The 20285-nt window shown below is 72.6% G+C and carries 12 protein-coding genes; 3 read left to right on the top strand and 9 right to left on the bottom strand.

The genetic code is table 11. The features are described 5' to 3' along the window. Window positions 1–12 precede the first annotated feature (12 nt). From VA596_RS45040 to VA596_RS45010, 7 genes are all read right to left on the bottom strand, one after another. Window positions 13–1608, bottom strand: a complete 1596-nt coding sequence (locus VA596_RS45040) for an acyl-CoA carboxylase subunit beta (protein WP_410171977.1) — start codon at window positions 1606–1608, stop codon at window positions 13–15. Next, window positions 1605–8228 (bottom strand): polyketide synthase, encoded by a 6624-nt coding sequence (locus VA596_RS45035; RefSeq protein ID WP_323336217.1) that lies wholly within the window; start codon window positions 8226–8228, stop codon window positions 1605–1607. Before VA596_RS45035 ends, VA596_RS45040 begins: the two co-directional genes overlap by 4 nt. After that, window positions 8225–9913, bottom strand: coding sequence for a fatty acyl-AMP ligase (locus VA596_RS45030; protein WP_323336216.1), 1689 nt, complete (start codon window positions 9911–9913; stop codon window positions 8225–8227). The genes VA596_RS45035 and VA596_RS45030 overlap by 4 nt, the downstream gene beginning before the upstream one ends. A 91-nt stretch (window positions 9914–10004) precedes the next feature. After that, complete coding sequence (locus tag VA596_RS45025) at window positions 10005–11453, bottom strand: MFS transporter (RefSeq protein ID WP_323336214.1); 1449 nt, start codon at window positions 11451–11453, stop codon at window positions 10005–10007. Next, entirely contained in the window at window positions 11450–12385 is a 936-nt protein-coding gene (locus VA596_RS45020; RefSeq protein WP_323336212.1) for a R2-like ligand-binding oxidase, read from the bottom strand. The genes VA596_RS45025 and VA596_RS45020 overlap by 4 nt, the downstream gene beginning before the upstream one ends. Beyond that, window positions 12382–13956 (bottom strand): CocE/NonD family hydrolase, encoded by a 1575-nt coding sequence (locus VA596_RS45015; RefSeq protein ID WP_323336210.1) that lies wholly within the window; start codon window positions 13954–13956, stop codon window positions 12382–12384. The genes VA596_RS45020 and VA596_RS45015 overlap by 4 nt, the downstream gene beginning before the upstream one ends. A 56-nt stretch (window positions 13957–14012) precedes the next feature. Next, window positions 14013–16004 carry an MMPL family transporter gene (locus tag VA596_RS45010; RefSeq protein WP_323336208.1) on the bottom strand — a complete coding sequence of 664 codons (1992 nt, stop codon included), beginning with the start codon at window positions 16002–16004 and terminating at the stop codon, window positions 14013–14015. 386 nt (window positions 16005–16390) lie between these two features. On the opposite strand from VA596_RS45010, the gene VA596_RS45005 reads away from it, so the two are divergent. The 3 genes from VA596_RS45005 to VA596_RS44995 are packed head-to-tail and all read left to right on the top strand — an operon-like array spanning window position 16391 to window position 18939. After that, on the top strand, window positions 16391–17635 hold the full coding sequence (locus VA596_RS45005; protein ID WP_323336404.1) for a helix-turn-helix domain-containing protein: 1245 nt from the start codon (window positions 16391–16393) through the stop codon (window positions 17633–17635). Between the two features lie 51 nt (window positions 17636–17686). Continuing rightward, complete coding sequence (locus VA596_RS45000) at window positions 17687–18484, top strand: thymidylate synthase (protein ID WP_323336206.1); 798 nt, start codon at window positions 17687–17689, stop codon at window positions 18482–18484. Next, window positions 18481–18939 carry a dihydrofolate reductase gene (locus tag VA596_RS44995; RefSeq protein WP_323336205.1) on the top strand — a complete coding sequence of 153 codons (459 nt, stop codon included), beginning with the start codon at window positions 18481–18483 and terminating at the stop codon, window positions 18937–18939. The genes VA596_RS45000 and VA596_RS44995 overlap by 4 nt, the downstream gene beginning before the upstream one ends. Here the strand turns inward: VA596_RS44995 and VA596_RS44990 are convergent. Further along, a complete protein-coding gene (locus tag VA596_RS44990) occupies window positions 18936–19547 on the bottom strand; it encodes a hypothetical protein (protein WP_323336204.1) in 612 nt (203 codons plus the stop codon). The two genes, VA596_RS44995 and VA596_RS44990, sit on opposite strands and share 4 nt — an antisense overlap. 169 nt (window positions 19548–19716) lie before the next feature. Further along, window positions 19717–20277, bottom strand: coding sequence for a TetR/AcrR family transcriptional regulator (locus VA596_RS44985; RefSeq protein ID WP_323336202.1), 561 nt, complete (start codon window positions 20275–20277; stop codon window positions 19717–19719). Between the last annotated feature and the right edge of the window lie 8 nt (window positions 20278–20285).

Raw genomic sequence — 20285 nt, 5'->3', positions numbered from 1 at the left:
TGTTCTCCGTTCTCACAGGGGGATGTTCCCGTGCTTCTTGGCCGGCAGGGTCTGCCGTTTGTTCCGCAGCGTGCGCAGCGCACGGGCCACCTGCAGGCGGGTCTGCGACGGCGCGACGACCTGGTCGACGTACCCGCGTTCGGCGGCCAGGTAAGGACTTGCGTGGCGTTCGCGGTACTCCTCGGTGAGGCGGCGGCGGGCGGTGGCCTGCTCCGCCGCGGGCAGCCCGGCGAGCTCCCGCCGGTGCAGCACCTGCACCGCGCCTTCCGCGCCCATCACCGCGATCTCCGCGGTCGGCCAGGCCAGGTTGACGTCGGCGCCGAGGTGCTTGGAACCCATCACGGCGTACCCGCCGCCGTAGGCCTTGCGCGTCACCACGGTCACCTTCGGCACGGTCGCCTCGGCGTAGGCGTAGATCAGCTTCGCGCCGCGGCGGATGATGCCGCCGCGTTCCTGGTCCGCGCCGGGCAGGTAACCGGGAACGTCGGCGAGGGTGAGCAGCGGGATGCCGAAGGCGTCGCAGAACCGCACGAACCGCGCGGCCTTCTCGGACGCGTCGATGTCGATCACGCCGGCCTGGTGGCGAGGCTGGTTGGCGACCACCCCGACCGAGCGGCCCTGGATCCGGGCGAACGCGCAGATCATGTTGGGCGCGAAGGCACTGTGGATCTCGGTGTAGTCGCCGTCGTCGACCAGCCGGACGATCACCTCGGTCATGTCGTAGGCCTGGTTGAGCGAGTCCGGGACGATCCGGTCGAGCTCCATGTCCGACTTGGTGAGTTCGGGAGCGGTGTCGTCGGCGTAGTCCGGGGCGGGGTCGAGGTTGTTCGACGGCAGGTAACCGAGCAGGGTCTGGACCCACTCGATCGCGTCGTGCTCGTCGGCGGCCCGGTGGTGGGCGTTCCCGGCGACCTCGCTGTTGGTGGCCGCGCCGCCGAGCTGTTGCGCGGTCACGCGTTCGCCGGTCACGGCGTGCACGACGTCCGGTCCGGTGACGAACATGTGCGAGGTCTCGTCGACCATCACGGTGAAGTCGGTGATCGCGGGCGAGTAGACGGCGCCGCCCGCGCACGGGCCCATGATCATCGAGATCTGCGGGATCACGCCGGAGGCGTGGGCGTTGCGGCGGCCCAGTTCCGCGTAGTAGGCCAGCGAGACGACGCCCTCCTGGATCCGCGCGCCGCCGGAGTCGTTGATGCCGACGACCGGGCAGCCGAGCGTCATGGCCAGGTCCATCACCTTGAGGACCTTCTCGCCGAAGACCTCGCCCATGCTGCCGCCGAAGACGCTGAAGTCCTGGGAGAACAGGCAGATCTGCCGTCCGTCCACAGTGGCGTGCCCGGTGACGACGCCGTCACCGTAGGGGCGGTGGGCGTCCATCCCGAACTCGGTGCAGCGGTGCCGGGCGAACTGGTCCAGCTCGACGAACGAGCCCGGGTCGACCAGCAGGTCGATCCGCTCGCGGGCGGTCAGCTTCCCCTTGGCGTGCTGCCGGTCGATCGCGCGCTTCTCGGCGATCCGGACGACCTCGTCCTGGCGCGAGGCCAGGTCGGCGATCCGGAACGACGTCGTCGGCGCGAAGCTGAGGTCTTCGAGCGTCATCGTCATCCCCTTCCTGCGGGCAGTCCGGTGAGCACGGCGGACAGGGCGTCCGCGATCACCGACACGTGCGGCGGGTCGATCATCGAGAGGTGGTCACCGGGCACGCGAACGATCTCCAGGTCCGCGCAGTGCGCGTCCCACCCGAGGGGGTCGTCGGTCCGCAGGTACCGCGGGTCGAGGGTGGTCGTCAGCGGGTGCGGGTCCTGCGCGCGCAGCAGGAGGACCTTCCCGGCGTACGGCCCGGGGTCGTAACGTTCGGCGACGCGGGCGTCCACATAGGACGTGTACTGGTGGTGCAGGACGCCCTGGCCCATGCCGGGCACCTGGGCGGCCAGCCGGTTCAGCACGAGGCGGATCTGGTCGTGCTCCCCGAGTTGCTCGAGTTCGGCCCGCGGGATCTCCAGCGGGACGCCGTAGGTCAGCTCGATGTGCTCGGCGAACCGGTCGAAACGGTCGAGGAGCAGGTCTTTCGTCTCGGGTGCAGGCAGCGGCAGGATGGTGTCGATCATGAAGACGACGTCGACGCTCTCCCCCGCCGCCGTCAGGCGCTTGGCCGTCTCGTAGGCGAGGCAGCCGCCGAACGACCAGCCGCCCAGCCGGTACGGGCCGTGTGGCTGGATCTCGCGCAGGAGCTCGACGTAGCACGCCGCCTTGCCCTCGACGGTGTCCTCTTCGTCGATCCGCTCCAGCCCGTAGGCCGGTTGTCCTTCGGGCAGGAGGCGGACGAGTTCCTGGTAGACGCTCGTCGGGCCGCCGGCCGGGTGGAACAAGAAGACGGGGTCGGCCGCGACGCCGTCGCGCAGCAGCCGCACCGGACCGCCGCCGAAGCCCTCGACCTGCGCGCGGAGCAGGTCGGCCATCGCGGCGATGGTGGGCGTGGCGAACAGCCGATCGGCGTCCGGGACGTCATCGAGGTCCTCGGCGAAGGCTTCTCGCAGCCTTTTCGTCTGGTCTTCGTTGCCTTTGAAATCTTCGTAGACCCCCGGTTCCGGCCCGCCGAGCACGGCCTGCCAGTGCCGGGCGACCCACCGTTCGGCGGGGTCCCGCGGCCCGAGCACGGTGGGCCGCGGCTCGGCCGGTGCGCCCGCGCCGAACCCGGCCTGTTCGGCGAGGTGCCCGGCGATCTCGGTGAGGCTCGCGCCGCGCAGCAGGAGCGGAACGGGCAGCGGCAGGCCGAAGTCGCGTTCCACGGCGCCGCGGGCCCGCATCGCCATCAGCGAGTCCAGGCCGAGACTGGTGAGCGGCGCGTGCCGGTCGACCTCACCCCGGGGGAACCCCATGAGCCCGGCGACGAGGGCCGCCAGGTGGTCGGTCATCGCCTTCCGTGCTTGCTCCGGGTCGTTCTTGTGCAGCGCGGCCATGCCGTCCCATGTGGACGGTCCTTCGCTTGGGACGAACAGCTCGAAGAACGGGCGTTCGGCCAGCCGCGGGAACAGCGCGAGCACGGCCTCGGTGTCGACGCGGGCGACGCCGGTCGCTTCGCGATCGCTGCCGAGGATCACCTCGAGAGCGTCGAGAGCTTCGGCGGTGCCGAGCGGCTCGAGCACGGGATTCCGGCTGCCGACGGCGGCGCCGGCTTCGCCCCAGGCCCCCCAGTTGATCGTCGCGGCGGGCAGTCCTTGTGCGCGCCGCCAGGCGACGAGCGCGTCGGCCCAGGCATTGGCGGTGGCGTAGGCGGCTTGGCCAGGAGAGCCGAACAGCGCGGCGGCGGAGGAGTAGAGGAGCCACCAGTCGAGGTCGAGGCCCGCGGTGGCTTCGTGCAGCCGCCATGCGCCGAGGGCTTTGGGCCGCCAGACGCTCTCGACGGCTTCTTTGGTGAGTCCGATCGCGGCCTCGTCGGCGAGGGTGCCGGCGGCGTGCAGCACCCCACGCAGGGGCAGGTCCCCAGCGGCGGCGACGAGCTTTTCGGCGGTGCCGGGTTCGGCGATGTCGCCGGTGAGGACCTGGATGTCCACGTTGAGGTCGCGCAGGAAGTCTTCGGTGTCGGGAGTGGGACCGCTTCGCCCGGAGAGGATCAGGCGGGTGGCACCGCGGTCGGCGAGCCACTTGGCGGCGACGAGGCCGAGACCGCCCAGGCCACCGGTGATGAGGTAGGCACCTTTACGGACGACAGGCACGGCATCTTTACTGGCCGAACCTCGCAACGCTTCGGCGGCGGCCGAGTGGTTGCCATCCCGCCGAGCAACCGAGCCCCGCTGTGCCTCCGCGACGGCCGGACCACTGCCATCCCGCTCGGCAACCCCGCCCAAGGAACCTCGCGATGCCTCCGCGGCCTGGGTGCAAACGCCATTCCGCCCCGCGACCCCGCCAACCGAGGCACGCGGCGGCTCGGCGATCTCAGTACGAACGCGGCCATGCCCCGCGCCCCCATCGGCCGAAGCCGGCGGCGTCGAGGCGATCGCCGGGCCGTTGCCGTCGGGGCCGCCAGGCGGTGGCTCGGTGAGGGTCGGGCGTACCAGGCGCCGGGTGAAGCGGATGCCTTCGCGCCACGCTATCTCGTCGTCTGGGGTGTCTGCCCTTACCTCCTCCTGCAGCTTGGTCAGCCACAGGTGCGCCGGGTCCGGCTCGGCGTCGAAGTCCAGGTGGGTTGCCCTCAGCTCCGGGTGCTCGAACGCCAGGACCCGCACCAAGCCCCGCAGGGCCGCCAAGTCGGGGTGGCCTGGCTCGCCCGGCTCGACCGCTGCCGCGCCTGCGCTGACCAGCCACAACCGTGGTGGCGTTGGCAAGGACGCCAGCTCGGCGGCCACCGAGGACAGCGTCAAGACCAAGGCGGCCGCCCGGGACGGGTCCGGGGTGCCCAGCTCGGACGCGCAACCCACCATGGCCAGCACGCCGGTCACCTCGCCCGAGCGAAGGACCTTTGCGAGGCCTTCGCGGTCGCCCAGGGGGACCGTGCACCGGGCGTCGTCGAGTTGTTCGTGCTCCGGCGCTTCCCGGAGCACGACCCAGCTGTGCGTCCCGTTCGCATCGGCGGGCGGCAGCTCGGACTGCTCCCACCCCGCCTCGAAGACCCGGCCCGGCAGCGTCGGGCGCTGGAACCGCCGGCAGTAGACGTCCCGGAACTCGACCAGCACCGCACCTTCGGCGTCGACGAGCTGGACGCTGCCCAGCAGCCCGGCACCCGACTCGTCCACCGAGTCGAGGACGGCGTCCACCCGGACACCACCGCGGGGGTCACCGGCGAGCGTCACCTCGCCGATCGTCAGCGGCAGGTACAGGCCAGCGGCGTCGCCGAGCTTGGTCGTGGCGGCCAGTGCGTGCAGGCACGCGTCGGCGAGAGCCGGGTGCAGCCGGTACGCCGGGTGGTCCCGGGCCTCCGGCGGCAGCGCGATCGACGCCGACGCCCGGCCGGGTGTGGCCACGACTCGGCGCAGGCCGCGGAACGCCGGGCCGTAGCTCTGGCCCAGGTCTTCCAGAGCCCGGTAGACGTCGACGGGGTCACCCGAAACGGGACCGAACGGCGTCGGCGGCGGTGCACCATCGAGGACCCGCGCCGTCGCGTGGCGGACCCAGCCGGGCCCGGAACGCGCGTGCACGCTCACGTTCCCGCCGGAAAGGCTCGTGGTGACCTCGGTGTGCTCGGCCAGCGGCAGCACCTGGTGCAGCTCCAGGTCACCGATCCGGTCCCCCGCCGCCAGCGCGAGTTCGAGGAAACCGGTCGCCGGGAACAGCGGGACGCCCATCGCCGCGTGGTCGGTCAGCCACGGCAGCTGCGCAGTGCCGACGTCGCCGCGCCAGAGGTGCAGGTCGCCGCCGGGCTGTTCGATGTGGACACCGAGCAGCGGGTGCACACCCGCCCCAGGCCGCCGCGACGGCCAGAACCGCTCGTGCCGCCAGATCGGGCCGGGCAGCTCGACCGGTGCCGTGCGCGGACCGTGGTCCAGGACGCCGAGCCGGCCGAGGACGTGCAGCCGGGCCAGGCTGGTCAGGAACGCCACCCGCTCGCCGATCTTGCGGCTGCCGGTCGGCAGGCCGATCGCCGCGCCGCCGGTGGTCTGCTCGACCGCGGCCAGCGCGATCGGGTGCGGCGAGATCTCGACGAACACGCGGTGGCCGTCGTCCGTCGCCGCCGCGAGGGCTTGCGTGAACCGCACCGGACGGCGCAGGTTCGCCGCCCAATACTCGACGTCGAACGTCGGTGTCTCATGTGGATCATCAAGAACGGTGCTGTAACAAGGGATTTCGGCCTGACCGGGCTCCAACCCGGTCAGGGCTAAGCGGAACCGGTCGAGCACGGCGTCAACGGCGGCCGAGTGCCCGGCCCCGCGGACCGGCAGACGGCGGGCGAGCCGGCCGAGCTGCTCGACGTGCGCGACCAGCGCGTCGACCTGGTCGGCGTCCCCGCTGACCGTGCACTGCGTCGGCGACGCGTACACCGCGACGGTGACGTCGGGGAACTCGGCCAGCTCCGCCGGGGACAGCTCGACGACGGCCATCGCGCCGGTGCCGGCCGCGTCGACCTCCGCGAGCAGCCGCGCACGGGTCGCCATCACGCGCAGCCCGTCCGTCACGTCCAGCGCGCCCGCGACGACGGCCGCGGCGACCTCGCCCATCGAATGCCCCAGCACGGCGGCGGGGACGACGCCGTGCGCCCGCCACAGCCCGGCCAGCGCGGTCTGCATGCCGAACAACGCCAGCTGCGTCGCGCCCAGGTCGGGCAGTTCCCGTTCCCCCGCAAGGACTTCGCGCAGCGAGAACCCCGCTTCGGCGCGGAAGGCCGGGTCGAGCGCGTCGATCTCGGCGCGGAACGCGGGTTCGGTCCGCAGCAGCTCGCGGCCCATCTCCGGCCACTGCGAGCCGTAACCGGAGAAGACGAACACGACGTCGGCGCGCCCCCGGGTTTCGTCAGGGGTGACGTCGCGCAGCGCGTTCACGAGAGCCCCGCGGTCCTCGGCGACGACGGCGGCGCGGACGGGAAGGTGCTCGCGCCGGGTCGCGAGCGTCGACGCGACGGCGCCCAGCGGCACGGCCCGTCCGGCGGGCGAATCCAGCCAGTCCGCCAGCTCAAGAGCGCGGGCGCGCAGGACGTCGGCCGAGCGCGCCGAGAGCACGAAGATCCGCGGACCGCCGGCGTCGGCGCGGGGCGGGAACGCCGCGGCGGGCCACTCCTCCATCACGACGTGGGCGTTGGTCCCGCCGAAGCCGAACGCGGAGACGCCGGCGCGCGCGGTGCCCGGGTACCGCGGCCAGCCGGTGCCCGCGGCCACCACGCGCAGGCCGAGGCCGTCGAAGTCGATGTGCGGGTTGGGCTCGTGGTAGTTCAGGCTCGGCGGCAGCCGCCGGTGCACCAGGGCCAACACCACCTTGATCAGCCCGGCGATCCCGGCCGCACCTTCGAGGTGGCCCAGGTTGCTCTTGACCGAGCCGACCAGCAGCGGGCGGCCGGGTTCGCGCCCGGCGCCGAGGACCTCGCCCAGCGCCCCGGCTTCGATCGGGTCGCCGAGCAGCGTGCCGGTGCCGTGCGCCTCGACGTAGTCCACAGAGGACGGATCGACGCCGGCGACGGCGTAGGCGTCCCGCAGCAACGCCGCCTGGGCGTCCGGGTTGGGGGCCATCATGCCGTTGGAACGGCCGTCGGAGTTGACGGCGCTGCCGCGGATCACCGCCAGCACGCGGTCGCCGGCCGCGCGGGCGGCCTTCAGCGGCTTGAGCACGACCACGCCGCACCCCTCACCACGGACGATCCCGTCGGCGCCGGCGTCGAACGGCTTGCACTGCCCGTCCGGCGCGAGCACCCCGGCGCGGTGGAAGTTCGCGGTGATGCCCGGCGACAGCAGCAGGTTCACGCCCGCGACCAGCGCGGTCTCGCTTTCGCCGCGGCGCAGGCTCTGCACGGCCTGGTGCACGGCGACCAGCGACGACGAACACGCCGTGTCGAGCGTGAGGCTCGGGCCGCGCAGGTCGAGCAGGTACGACAGCCGGTTCGCGGCGATGCTCGCCGCCGCGCCCGTGCCCGACCAGGCGTCGATGCCGGTGACGTCGGTCATCGTGAGGTAGCCGTACTCGCTGGCCGACAGCCCGACGAACACGCCGGTCCGGGTGCCGCGCAGCGAGCCGGGCGGGATGCCCGCGTGCTCCAGGGCCGCCCAGGTCACCTCCAGGAGCGTCCGCTGCTGCGGGTCCATTGCCTCGGCTTCGCGGGGGGTGATGCCGAAGAACGCGGCGTCGAACCCGGCGACGTCACCCAGGAACCCGCCGCGACGCGGCAGTCCGGCGAGGGCCTCGGCCGGGGCGAAAGACTCCCAGCGGCCCTCGGGGACTTCGCCGATGCCGTCGGCGCCCGCGTCGAGGAACCGCCAGAACTGCGCCGGTGACTCGACACCGCCGGGCAGGCGGCAGCCGACACCCACGATCGCGATCGGCTCCCCTGCCGCCATCGGCGCCGGAGCCGGGCGCTCGACATCCACTGTGGACAGTGCGGTGACGAGCGCGGTGATGCTGGGGTGCTGCCACACGAAGGTCGCCGGGAGAGGGTGTCCGAGGAACTGGCCCAAGTCGCCGGTCAAGATCGTCGCGTCCCGTGAGGACAGTCCGGCTTCCTGCAGCGGACGGTCGGGATCGACCGGCCCGCCGGTGATCTCGGCGACCCGCTCGACGAGCCAGGCCCGGATGGCGTCCGGGGTCATCGCGCCCACCGTCCGTCCAGATAGGACTTTCGACAGAGTGCCCGGCTGATCTTTCCGCTGGAGGTACGCGGCACCTCGCCGGGCGACAGGACGACGACGTCGTGCAGCCGCAGGCCGTGTTCGGCCGACACCGCCGCGCGCAACTCTCCGACGGCGACCTCACCGTCGGAGTTCTTCGCCTGTTCAAGCACGACGACGGCCACCTCGCCCTCGTCGTGCGGGATCGCGAAGGCCGCGGCCGAATGCGGCCGCACGGCGGGATGGGCTTCGACGGTCTGCTCGATGTCCTGCGGGTAGTGGTTGCGGCCGTCGACGATCACCAGGTCCTTCAGGCGTCCGGTCATGTACAGCTCACCCTCGAACCAGACCCCGAGGTCGCCGGTGGCCAGCCAGCCGTTCCGGAACGTCGAGGCCTCGGGACGACCCCAGTAGCCCTGGCCGACGTTCGGCCCGCTCACCCGGATCTCGCCGACCTCGCCGTCCGCGACCGGTTCGCCGTTCGGGTCGACGATGCGGATCCGCTGGTCCACTGGCCGTCCACAAGAGACCAGCGTGGTGCCGGAGGGCGCGGGCACCGCGAACCCCTCGGCCAGGCGGCCGCGGTCGAAGGTGACCTGGCGCGACGGCGTGCCCGCGTCGGTCACTGAGACGAGCACGGTCGCCTCGGCCAGCCCGTAGGACGCCCGGTGGACCTCCGGCCGCAGCCCGCACTCGCCGAACGCGGCCTGGAACTTCGCGATGGTCGCGGGCAGCACCGGCTCGCTGCCGTTGATCAGCGAGACGACCCGGCTCAGCTCGAGGTAGCTCTTCTCGTCGTCCGTGACGCGGGAAGCGCTGTAGGCGTAGGCGAAGTTGGGCGCCGCGCTGATCCCGCCGGGGCTGGCCGAGAGCGCCCGCAGCCACCGGCCGGGCCGCTCCAGGAAGGCCAGCGGGTCCATCAGCACCGAGGTCAGGCCGCCGAACATCGGCGCGCCGATGCCGAGGATCAGGCCCATGTCGTGGAACAGCGGCAGCCAGCTGATCGTCGACGTCGTGCCGGACTCGGCGCCGTAGGCGGCGCAGCACTGCCGGGCGTTGGAGAGGACGTTGTGGTGGGTCAGCACGACTCCGGCCGGCGAGCGCGTGGAGCCGGACGTGTACTGCAGGTACGCCGGCTCGTCCGGCGCCGGGCGGTGCCACTCGTGCTCGCCCGTGACCGGCGGCAGGGTGTCGACGGCCACGAGGGCCGCGTCGACGTCGTGGGTGGCGAGGAAGCCGCCGACCTCGCCGGTCAGGTCGGCGGTGGTGAGCACGACCTGCGGCGCGCAGTCGGTGAGGGTCGCGGCGAGACGGCCCGCGTGGCCGGGCAGGTTCGGCGCGAACAGCGGGACGGCGACCAGGCCGGCGCGGAGGGCGCCGAGGAAGGCGACCACGTAGTCGGCGGACTGCGTGGCCAGGACCGCCGCGCGCTCGCCCGGCGCGGCGAGGGTGCCCAGGTGCGCGGCGACGGCGCTGACCCGGTCGTCCAGCTCGCGCCAGGTGAGGCTCACCGCGCGGCCGTCGGGGCTGGTGCGGTAGTCCAGGAACGTCACCGCGACCTCGTCACCCAGGCGCCGGGCCCATTTGCCGAGCAGGGTGGCGAAGGAATCGCCGTCGAGTGCGTCGTGGACTGGCCGCGCGAAGGCCGTCTGAGAAATGGTTTCCATAGCCCCTCGCCGATAGCGTCGGAGTAATTCGGGTGGAGCGCCGATCTTCACCTTCGAATAAACAAACTGTATTTCGGCCGAACTCGGAGTGTCAATCGCGGGAAACGCGGTACTCATCGGGAAACGGAGAACCTGTGGTCGTGCTTGTCACCGCGGGAAGGGTTTTCCGCGCCCAGAACACCGTCAGGGCCAGTACCGCCCCGGCGAGTTCGAGGCCGGCGGCGACCAGCAGCCCGGCCGTGTAGCCCCCGGCCAGCGCCGGACCCGCCGCGACACCCGCGTCGAGCCGGGCGGCGCGCACCGCGGTCAGCACCGCGCCGACGAGCGCGACGCCGAGGGCGCTGGACAGCTCCCGGGACGCCGTGAGCAGGCCGGACGCGGTCCCGGCGTGCCGTTCGGCCACGACTTCGAGCGCGTGCGAGGTCAGCGGCGTGGTCAGGGCCGAACCGGCGCCGATCAGCACCAGCCCGGGCGCGCGCGGCAGCACCTCGGGGATGTGGTTGACCAGCGCGACGGCGAGCAGCCCGAGGGCGACGACGACGAGCCCGGCCCCGACCGTCCGATGTGGACCGAACCGGGTCACCGCCCACGGCACCAGCGGCGTCGCGGCCATGATCGCGACCGCCACCAGCACCAGCGGGAGCCCGGCCCGGACCGGGCTGAGCCCGAGGGATTCCTGGTGCAGCAACGGGGTGAAGAAGAAGACGCCCGAGACGCCCAGGCCCCACAGCAGCTGCACGGCGAGCGCGCCGACGAACACCCGCTGCCCGGTCAGGTCCGGTGCGACCAGGCGTTCGCGGGCCCGGCGCTCCCGGACGGCGAACCAGGCCAGGAACCCGAGCCCGCCCGCGGCCAGCACCGACGGGACGACGTCACCGGTGCGGGTGTCGTCACCGAACTCGACCAGCGCCACGGTGAGCAGCACGAGCCCGGCCGTCACCAGCGTCATCGACCCGATCGCCGGGCGGCCGCCACCGGAGTCGCGGCGGGCGCCGGCCGTCACCGGCAGCAGGGCCAGCATCACGGCCACGAACGGCAGGTTGACGAAGAAGATCCAGCCCCAGCCGAGGTATTCGCTGAGCAGGCCGCCCAGGGTCGGGCCGAGCGCGAGCGCGACGGCCAGGCTCGCCGTCCAGAGCGTGGCGCCGACAGCCCGGCCGCGCGCGTCCAGGTTGGTCCGGAGCAGGCTCAGCAGGCCGGGCACCAGGAACGCGGCCGCCAGGCCCTGCACCACCCGCGCGCCGACCAGCACCCAGGCGGACCCGGCCAGGCCGCCGACCGCCGCGCCGAGCCCGAACGCGAGCAAGCCGGCGGACAGCGTCAGCCGCTGGCCCCAGCGGTCGACGAGCGTGCCCGCGACCAGCAGCAGGCTCGCGAACGGGAGCATGTAGCCGATGCTCACCCACTGCAGGGCCGAGAGATCCAGGGAGAGTTCCCGCGCGATGGACGGCACCCCAGCGGCGACGATGTTGTTGTCCAGGGTGGTGACGAACGCGCCCAGCGCGACCACGACCAGCGTCGGCGCCTTCCGGCCGCTCACGAGCCCGCCGCGTTGTCCTCGTCGAGGAAGTCCTCCTCGAGCTGTTCCGGGCTGTAGTCGAGGTCGATGGACGCCACCGGCATCCCGCGCGCCGCTTCGATCGCGCGCAGGCGGCGCATCGCGTGGTCGGCGGCGTACTCCATGACGCCGTCCATCCGCAGGTCGAAGGGGTCGCCGTCGAGCCGGGCGGTGGTCCACTCGATCTGCGCGATGGCGTGCGGCAGCAGGGCCTGCATCTCGTCCTGCACGATCTGCCAGTTGCGGTCGTCGGCCGCGACGTGACGGCGGCAGGTGAACGTGCCCCAGGCCATGTGCCGTCGTTCGTCGTCGCCGATGCGGCGGATCAGCTCCTGCATGCCGGGCAGGATCCCGTGCGCCCGGCAGGCCCGGTTCCACACGAAGTACCCGGTCAGCGCGAGCACCCCTTCGACGACGTGGTTGTAGACGACGGACGCGCGGATCTGGTTGGCGGGACTGGGATCCTCGCGCAGGCGGCCGAGCGCGGTGGGCAGCGCGTCGTAGAAGATCGCGCGGTAGCCCGGGTTGTCCTCGACGTGCTCGTGCAGGTTGCCGGTGACGCCCACGGCGTCGAGCCAGAGCCTGAACACCTGCGTGTGCTTGGCTTCCTCGAAGCAGAACTGCGTCAGGTACATCTCGTCGGCGAAGCGGCCCTCGGCGCCCATCGCGGCGAGGAACGGCTGGATGTCGTGCGTGACGGCCTCCTCGCCGCCGGCGAACTGCGCGCACAGCATCGTCGCGGCGAAGCGCTGCTGCTCCGACAGCGCGGCCCAGTCCACGGCGTCCTGGGTGAAGTCCAGGTCGGCGGGGTTCCAGAACTTGTTGTTGCCCTTGGCGAACAGCCGCAGCGGCAGGACGTCCCAGTTGAGCCCGCCCGCGCGCAGCGCGGTGAACTCCTCGCGGGTGACGGTCACGGCGTCGCTCCGCTCTTGCGCACCGGCACGTCGAGCCACGACGGGTCGGCCGCCGTCGAGACGAAGCCGAGCCGTCCGTCGCCGGTGTTCCAGTCCAGGAACAGCGGGTCCTTCGAGTCGACGACCAGGGCGAGGTGGTGGCCGGCGGCGACGGTGTAGGCGGTCGGCGAGAAGTCCAGGTCGACCGGTTGCGGCTGCCCCGGCGTCGCGTGTTTCCAGCTGTAGGGCAGGTAGTTGACGAGGCTGCCGGTGCCGAGCGGGTCGACGTCGTAGACGTAGGCGACGACCGTCCCGGCGGTGGCGGGCGGCACGACTGTGAGGTGCGCGCGCAACGACCCGCGCAGCTGGGTGGCCGCCTTGACCGGCGACTGGGTCCAGACCGCGCCGCTGCCCCGGTCGACCTGCCACAGGAACGCCGTCGGCGGGTTCCCGCTCAGCGCCTCGAGACTGTAGGTGGCCAGCGGGATGCCGCCGTTGGCGACGGTGTCGCGGTTCGCCGCGATGCTGCTGGTCCAGACAGCGGGCGTGGCCTGCAGCGTGTCGCGGCCGAGGTACGACCGCGACGGCGGGGCGACGAACGACGGCCAGTCCGGCCGGTATTCCGGGCGCTGCGTCCCGGGACGGGCGCGGGTGACGACCGGCGGCTCGGTCTCGATCGACGTGTCGGTGCCGGCGACGTGGGCGTCGAACCAGCGGTAGACCGACGTCCAGGTGTCACTGGGCAGGCCCAGCAGGCCGCCGGACTCGGACGCGGCGTGGTCGCCCGGCACGAATTCGGCACGCTTCGGGCCGGCGAGTCTTTGATAGAAATCGGCCATCTGTCCGGGTTGGAAGACCGTCTCGCTCCAGGTCTGGATGGCCAGCACGGCCGGGTGGTTCGTGTTGATCCGGTCCACATAGGACAACGGCGAGCGCGGCCGGGACCAGTCGATCACGGCCTGCGAGTCGGCGTCGGAGATCGCCGGTTCCAGGAACTTGGTCAGCATCGTGTCGGTCTCGGGGCTGAGCGTGCCGTTGGCCTTGCCCGACAGGTAGAGCACGAGCCCGGCGAGGCCGTGGCGGGTGTCGTTCTGGGTCAGCGACGCGACCAGGTCCGCCCAGCCGCTGAGCGAGGCGACGGCCTTGATCCGCGCGTCGAACCCGGCCGCGATCAGGCCGATCCCGGCGCCGTAGGACACCCCGCCGACGCCGATCCGGGCCGGGTCGGCGGCCGTGTGGGCCAGCGTCCAGTCGATGACCGTGGAGACGTCGGTGATGTCGTCCGGCCCGGCCACCTCGACCGCTCCCCCGGACTCGCCGAACCCGCGGGCGCCGTAGGAAATCACGACGTAACCGCGGTTAGCCAGGTCACGAGCCGGGATGATGTTCTGCGTGCGGCCACCGCCCCAGGCGCCGATCAGGACGGCGAGCGGGTGCGGGCCGGGCGACGACGGCTGCAGCACCATCGCGCCCAGGGTGATGCCCCCGGCCGCGGGCACGTCGGCAAAACTGGTGGCGAATCCCGCCGCGGCACCGGGAAACAGAACAGTGGTCACGGCGACGACCAGGGAAACCGCACCGGCGCGCATCATTTCGGCCGTCTCCTTTCACCGGGTTTTCCGAAAACTAACAACGCGCCGTAAGGGAATCAATGGTCGGCAGAGGTCAGGACTTCGCGCTTGTCATCCGGCACAGGAATTGTGCGGGAACGGTGCTCACGCGAACGCAACCGCCGCGGGAACCACCAGTTCGCTTCACCGAGGCGGACCATCACCGCCGGCACGAGCAGGCAGCGGATCAGCACGGCGTCCAGCAGCACGGCGGCCGTCAGGCCGACCCCGGCCTCCCGCACCACCCGCGCGTCCACGAACGCGAACGAGACGAACACCAGCGCCATGATCAGCGCGGCCGCGGTGATGGTCCGCCCGGTCGAGACGAGCCCCTCGACGATCGCGCCGCGGGTGTCCGCCCCGCGGCGCCACTCCTCCTGGATCCGCGCGATGAGGAAGACCTCGTAGTCCATCGACAGCCCGAACAGGCCCGCGAACAGGAACACCGGCAGGTAAGGCTCGACGGGCGCGCCGAACACCCAGACCACCACGCCGGTCGTCGCGGCGGCGGTGAGCAGGTTCATCACCGCCGCGGTCAGCGGGATCAGGACGCTGCGGAACACCCAGGCCAGCACCAGCACCGAGATGCCGACGACGCTCAGCAGGAACAGCGGCAGCCGACCGGTGATCGCGGCGGAGAAGTCGGCCTGGGTGGCCACCACACCCCCGAGGTGGACGTCCGGCCCGGCGACCGCGCGCAGCCAGCCGAGCAGGTCGGCCGTGGCCGGGTCGTCCGGTGCGGTCCGCGGCACCGCCGTCAGGACCGCGACGGATCCGGGCAGGTACGCCGGCGGGCCGACGTCGGCCCGGCTCAGCACGGTCTGGCGCAGCGTCTCCGCCGAGGCGTGGTCGAGACGGCCGACCAGCAGGATCGGCCCGTTCGCGCCCGGCCCGAACCCGTCCTCGAGGAGTTCCGCGGCGACCTTGGTGACGCTGCCCGGCGGATCCAGCTCCGCGCCCGGCACGCCGAGCCGCAGGCCCGTCATCGGCAGCGAAAGCACGGCGACGACCAGGACGGCGGCCGCCGCGTAGGGCGCCGGCCGGGCGGTCACCGACTGCGCCAGCCGGGTCCAGAGCCCGCCGGGACGGACCGGGCGGACGCGCATCCGCCGTCCGAGCAGCCGCAGCAACGCGGGCAGCAACGTCAGCGCGGCGAACATCGTCAGGAGCACGGAAACCGCGGCGGCGACGGCGATCCCGTCCAGGAACGCCATCCCCACGGTGAGCATGCCGAACAGGGAAACGCACACCGTCACCCCGGCGAAGACCACGCTCCGGCACGACGTCCTCGCGGCGGCCGCGAGAGCGTGTTCGGCGGCCAGGCCGTCCTGGATCCCCTGCCGGTAGCGGGTGAGCACGAACAGCGCGTAGTCCACGCCGACGCCCAGCCCGAGCAGCGCGGCGATCTCGGTGCTGATCTTCGGGACGGTCATGACGTGCGACAGCAGCGCGACGACCGCGAGCGCGCAGCCCACCGACGCCGACGCCGTGAGGACCGGGAGCAGCACGCAGGTCAGCGAGCCGAACGCCACCAGCAGCACGACCGCGGCGGCGACCAGCCCGATCCCGGCGTTGCCGAGGCCGGGCGCGGCCGCGGTCATCGCGGCGAGCGGCCCGGACGCCCCGGCCGGCACCCCGGCATCGCGCACGACACCGGCGAAGTCGTCGGCCACCGCCTGGCCCAGCACCTCGGCCTCGGCGTCGAACCGGACGTCCAGCACGGTGACGCCGTCCGACACCGGGCCGGGATCGACCGCGACGACGTGCGGCAGGGTCCGCAGCCGGCCGGCGAGCGCGTCGACCGGCGCGCGGCCGTCCGACCGGACCACGACGCGTTCCTGGTCCCCCGCAGCCCCGGCGTCGCGCAGCAGAGCGGCCGCCACCGAGCTGTCCGCGGCGGGCAGGGCGACCGTGTCGCGGTAGGCGACGCCGGTGTGCAGGGCGCCGAAGACGAGCCCGCCGAGCGCGGCCAGCCACAGGGCGACGACCCACGGCGCCCGCCGGAAGCACCACGCCACGAGCGCCGTCATCCTGTCCTCCCCGGTCGTGAGCAGCGGAAACAGCTGATCACGCTAACAACCGGGGCGCGGGCGAAGATACCGTCCCAGCTCACAAATCCGCCCGGCGAACCCCGTCCGGAGGTGAGTGTCACCCCGCCCCGGGGGCTTTGTCGGATGGTGACAAGTTCTCCCTTCCGGGTGTTCGCGAACCGACAGGGCCTCACCCGCGCACAAGATCAACGGTTGCCAAATCGGACCGCGTGTGAGTACATGGCGTGCGCGTCTGGTGCCGGAGCGTCAGGCGCCACGTGAGCACGCGGTGTGTCACGCGGACTTCACCGGAGAAGTCGCCGCCGTCGTGCGGCAAGGGGTGACCAGTGACGCGGACGACCGGAGAGCGGGCGGTTTCGCACGGCGTGGAGCACCTGGTCCCGCAGCCGCGCAACGCCGGTCAGGCGCGACGGCTCTGGTGCTCGCTGCCCCCCGAGATCGCGCGGCGGTTCCGGCCGCACGCCGACCCCGTCGCGCGGCGGATCCTCGAGGAGATCCAGCGGGCCGTGCCCGAGTACGCCAAGCCCCTCGAAGGCGAGTTCGGCAAGGTGATCGTGCTCGCGATCGAGCGCGCGGTCGTCAGCTGCATCGACGCCGTCGAGGAGCGGGAGTCCACACAGGACGACTGGCCGAAGATGTTCGTCGAGGTCGGCAAGCGCGTCTACCACGACGGCGGGAGCCTGAACTCGCTGCAGGCCGCCTACCGCGCGGGCGGGCGGGCCGCGTGGCGCTACGTCGCGCAGTTCGGTCAGGTCCACCGGCTCCCGGCGGCGATCCTCTGCGTCGGCGCGGAGGCCATCTTCGCTTACGTGGACGAGATTTCGTCCTGCTCGGTGCAGGGTTACACCCTCGCGCAGGCACGGGCGACAGGCACGCTCGAACGCCGGCGCAGACGGCTGCTCGAACTGCTCCTGGCCACCCCGGCGTCCGCACCGGCCACGGTGGCGACGACGGCGAAGGCCGCGAAGTGGGAGATCCCGGAGTGGGTCACCGTCGTCGTGCTCGAACCCCGTGACGAGCAGCACCCGCCGGCCGCGCCCCAGCTGCCGGACGACGTGCTGCTCGACCTCGAAGGCAGCGAGCCCTGCCTGCTGACCCCGGACCCGGACCGCGACCTGCCCGGCCTCGAAGGCCGGCTGCCGGGCTGGCGGGCCGCGGTCGGCCCGCGCGTCCGGCCGGCCGAGGCGGCGACGTCCCGGCGCTGGGCCCGCAGCACCCTGGACCTCGTCCGCAGCGGCCTGGTCGAGGACCGGGCGGTGACCCGCACCGCGGACCACCTCTCGACGCTCTGGCTGCTGCTGGACCGGTTCCTGCTCGACCGGCTGTCCGACAAGGTGCTCGCGCCGTTCGCGTCCCTCACGGTCAAGCAGCAGATCAGGCTGGCCGAAACGCTGCTGAGCTGGCTGGAGCACAACGGCAGCACCCCGGACATCGCCCAGGCGCTCGGCATCCACCCGCAGACGGTGCGCTACCGCGTCGGGCAGCTCACGGGCCTGTTCGGCGACCGCCTCGCGGACCCGTTGCAGCGCCTGGAAATGCAGATGGCGCTGCGCGCCCACCAGCTCCTCGGCACGCGCCCGCCGGAGGAGTCTTCCGACGACGAACCGTGATCGGCCCGGCCCTTGCGCCATTCGGCGCAGCCGCTCGTTACGCTCCAGGGCATGCCTGACACGCAGTACGAAGACCTGCTCCGCCACGTGCTCGCCACCGGCGCCCGCAAGGCGGACCGCACCGGCACCGGCACGCGGTCGATCTTCGGCCACCAGCTGCGGTACCGGCTGTCCGACGGCTTCCCGCTGATCACCACGAAGAAGGTCCACTTCCGCTCGATCGCCTACGAGCTGCTGTGGTTCCTGCGCGGCGACTCGAACGTCACGTGGCTGCAGGAGAACGGCGTCACGATCTGGGACGAGTGGGCCGCGCCGGACGGCGAGCTCGGCCCGGTCTACGGCGTCCAGTGGCGGTCGTGGCCGACCCCGGACGGCGGGCACGTCGACCAGATCGCCGAGGTGCTGCGCACGCTGCGCGAGAACCCCGACTCGCGGCGGATCATCGTGTCCGCGTGGAACGTGGCCGACATTCCGCGGATGGCGCTGCCGCCGTGCCACGCGTTCTTCCAGTTCTACGTCGCCGACGGCGAGCTCTCCTGCCAGCTCTACCAGCGCAGCGCGGACCTGTTCCTCGGCGTGCCGTTCAACATCGCGAGCTACGCGCTGCTGACGCACATGATCGCCGAGCAGGCCGGCCTCGGTGTCGGCGACTTCGTCTGGACGGGCGGCGACTGCCACGTCTACGACAACCACGTCGAACAGGTCGAAACCCAGCTTTCCCGCGAGGCGCGGCCGTTCCCCACGCTGAGCCTGCGGCCGGCGGACAGCCTGTTCGGCTACACCTACGACGACATCACGGTCGAGGGCTACGACCCGCATCCCGGCATCAAGGCGCCGGTGGCGGTGTGATCGGGCTCGTCTGGGCGCAGTCGGCCGAGGGCGTCATCGGCCGCGACGGCACGCTGCCCTGGCACCTGCCGGAGGACCTCAAGCACTTCCGCACCCTGACCGCGGGCGCGACCGTCCTCATGGGCCGCCGCACGTGGGAGTCGCTGCCGCCGCGGTTCCGGCCGCTGCCGGGCCGGCGCAACCTTGTGCTGTCGGGCACGCCGCAGGACGGCGCCGAGACGTTCCCCGAGCTGGAGCCGGCGCTGGCCGCGGCGGCCGGGGACGTCTGGGTGATCGGCGGCGCGGCGGTGTACCGGGCCGCGTTGCCGTTCGCGGACCGGATCGTCGTCACCGAACTGCGGGAGTCGTTCGACGGCGACACCCGCGCCCCGGACGTGGGCCGCCCGGCGGACTCCACCGGGGCGTGGCTGGAGTCCTCGACCGGGCTGCACTACCGGTTCCTGAGCTGGGGCTAGCGGCTCGCGCACCAGAGCGCGGTCGGCTTGACGAGCGCGAGGGTCAGCGTCGCCCCGGCCGGGACGAGGACCAGCACCAGGCCGACGATCGCGCCGCCGAGGCGGATGCCGCCGAGGCCGGTGCTCAGGGCCCCGACGCCGGCCGCGTTGAGCACGACCGACAGCACGGTCACCAGGATGGCGAGCCCGCTGCCGGCGATGGTGAGCACGCGGCCCGCCGGCTTGCGCACGAACAGCAGGATGCCGCCGGGGAGCAGCGTCCCCGCGAGCAGCACGACCTCGACCAGGCTGAGGACGTTCTGCCAGTACACGGTCCCGAGGTTCGCCAGCAGCACGACGTTGCCGATCAGGCCGAGCAGGTAGAGCAGCCCGCCCAGCACCGCGAGCACCCCCGCGGTGATCGCCGTGGCCCCGCTCGGCTTCAGCGGCTGCATCCCGTACCCCGGCGCCGGGTAGGGCGCCTGCGGGTAGGGCTGACCGGGGTACGGCTGCGCCGGGAAACCACCCGACGGCGCCGGGTACGGCGGCTGGCCGGGATAAGGCTGCTGCCCCGGGTAGGGCTGCTGGCCCGGGTACGGCGGCTGGCCGGGATTCGGCGGGTACGTCATGGCGGCCTCGGTTTCGACGTTTCGACGGACCGCCCCCCAACGGTGCGCCACCTCGCGTCGGCGGCTACGGCCGTGGTCAGCCTCTCATGCGCGGCCCGGTCGTCAGCGCGGGAACCGCCGATGGCAGAAGTACGGCTTCCGGAACGGGAGGGCCGCGGGACAAGGCGCTTCAGCTCAGGAGCGGCAGGAAGATCGTGTCGACGATCTCTTCGAGGACGTGGTCGGGCGCCGGGGCGAAGGTCACCAGGATTTCGTGGCGCAGCAGGTCGAAGGGCAGTGACTTGACGCGTTCGCTGAGGCGCTCCGGGTCGATCTCGCCGCGGGCGACGGCGCGGTCGAAGAGCACGTCGGCGCCCTTCCGGTGCTTCGCGGCGAACAGGTCGCCGGGACCGGTGCCGGTCTCCTGGTAGTAGCCGGCCAGGTGCGCGTTCATGACGGTGACGAACCGGGCGCGCGTGCGGTTGATCTCCCGCATCAGGGTGAGGACGTCCTCGCGCAGGCTCCCGGTGTCGGGGACCTCGACCCGGGCCTGGTCCAGGACGTGCGCGACGGCCGCACGGGCGAGCTCGTCGCGGCCGGACCAGCGGCGGTAGAGCACCGGCGGGCTGGTTCCGGCGCGCTGGACGACGGCGTCCATCGTGAACTTGGCGTAGCCGTGGGCGGCGAGCTCTTCCCAGGCCGCGTCGAGCAGGGCCTTCTCCAGGGCCGCTCCGCGGCGTCGCTCGGGCATCGTCACCT

The sequence above is a fragment of the Amycolatopsis heterodermiae genome (genome assembly GCF_034929455.1).
GTDB classification, from domain to species: Bacteria; Actinomycetota; Actinomycetes; order Mycobacteriales; family Pseudonocardiaceae; genus Amycolatopsis; species Amycolatopsis heterodermiae.
Note: the sequence above shows the minus strand (reverse complement) of the source record. Positions and strands in the feature narration are given on the sequence as shown.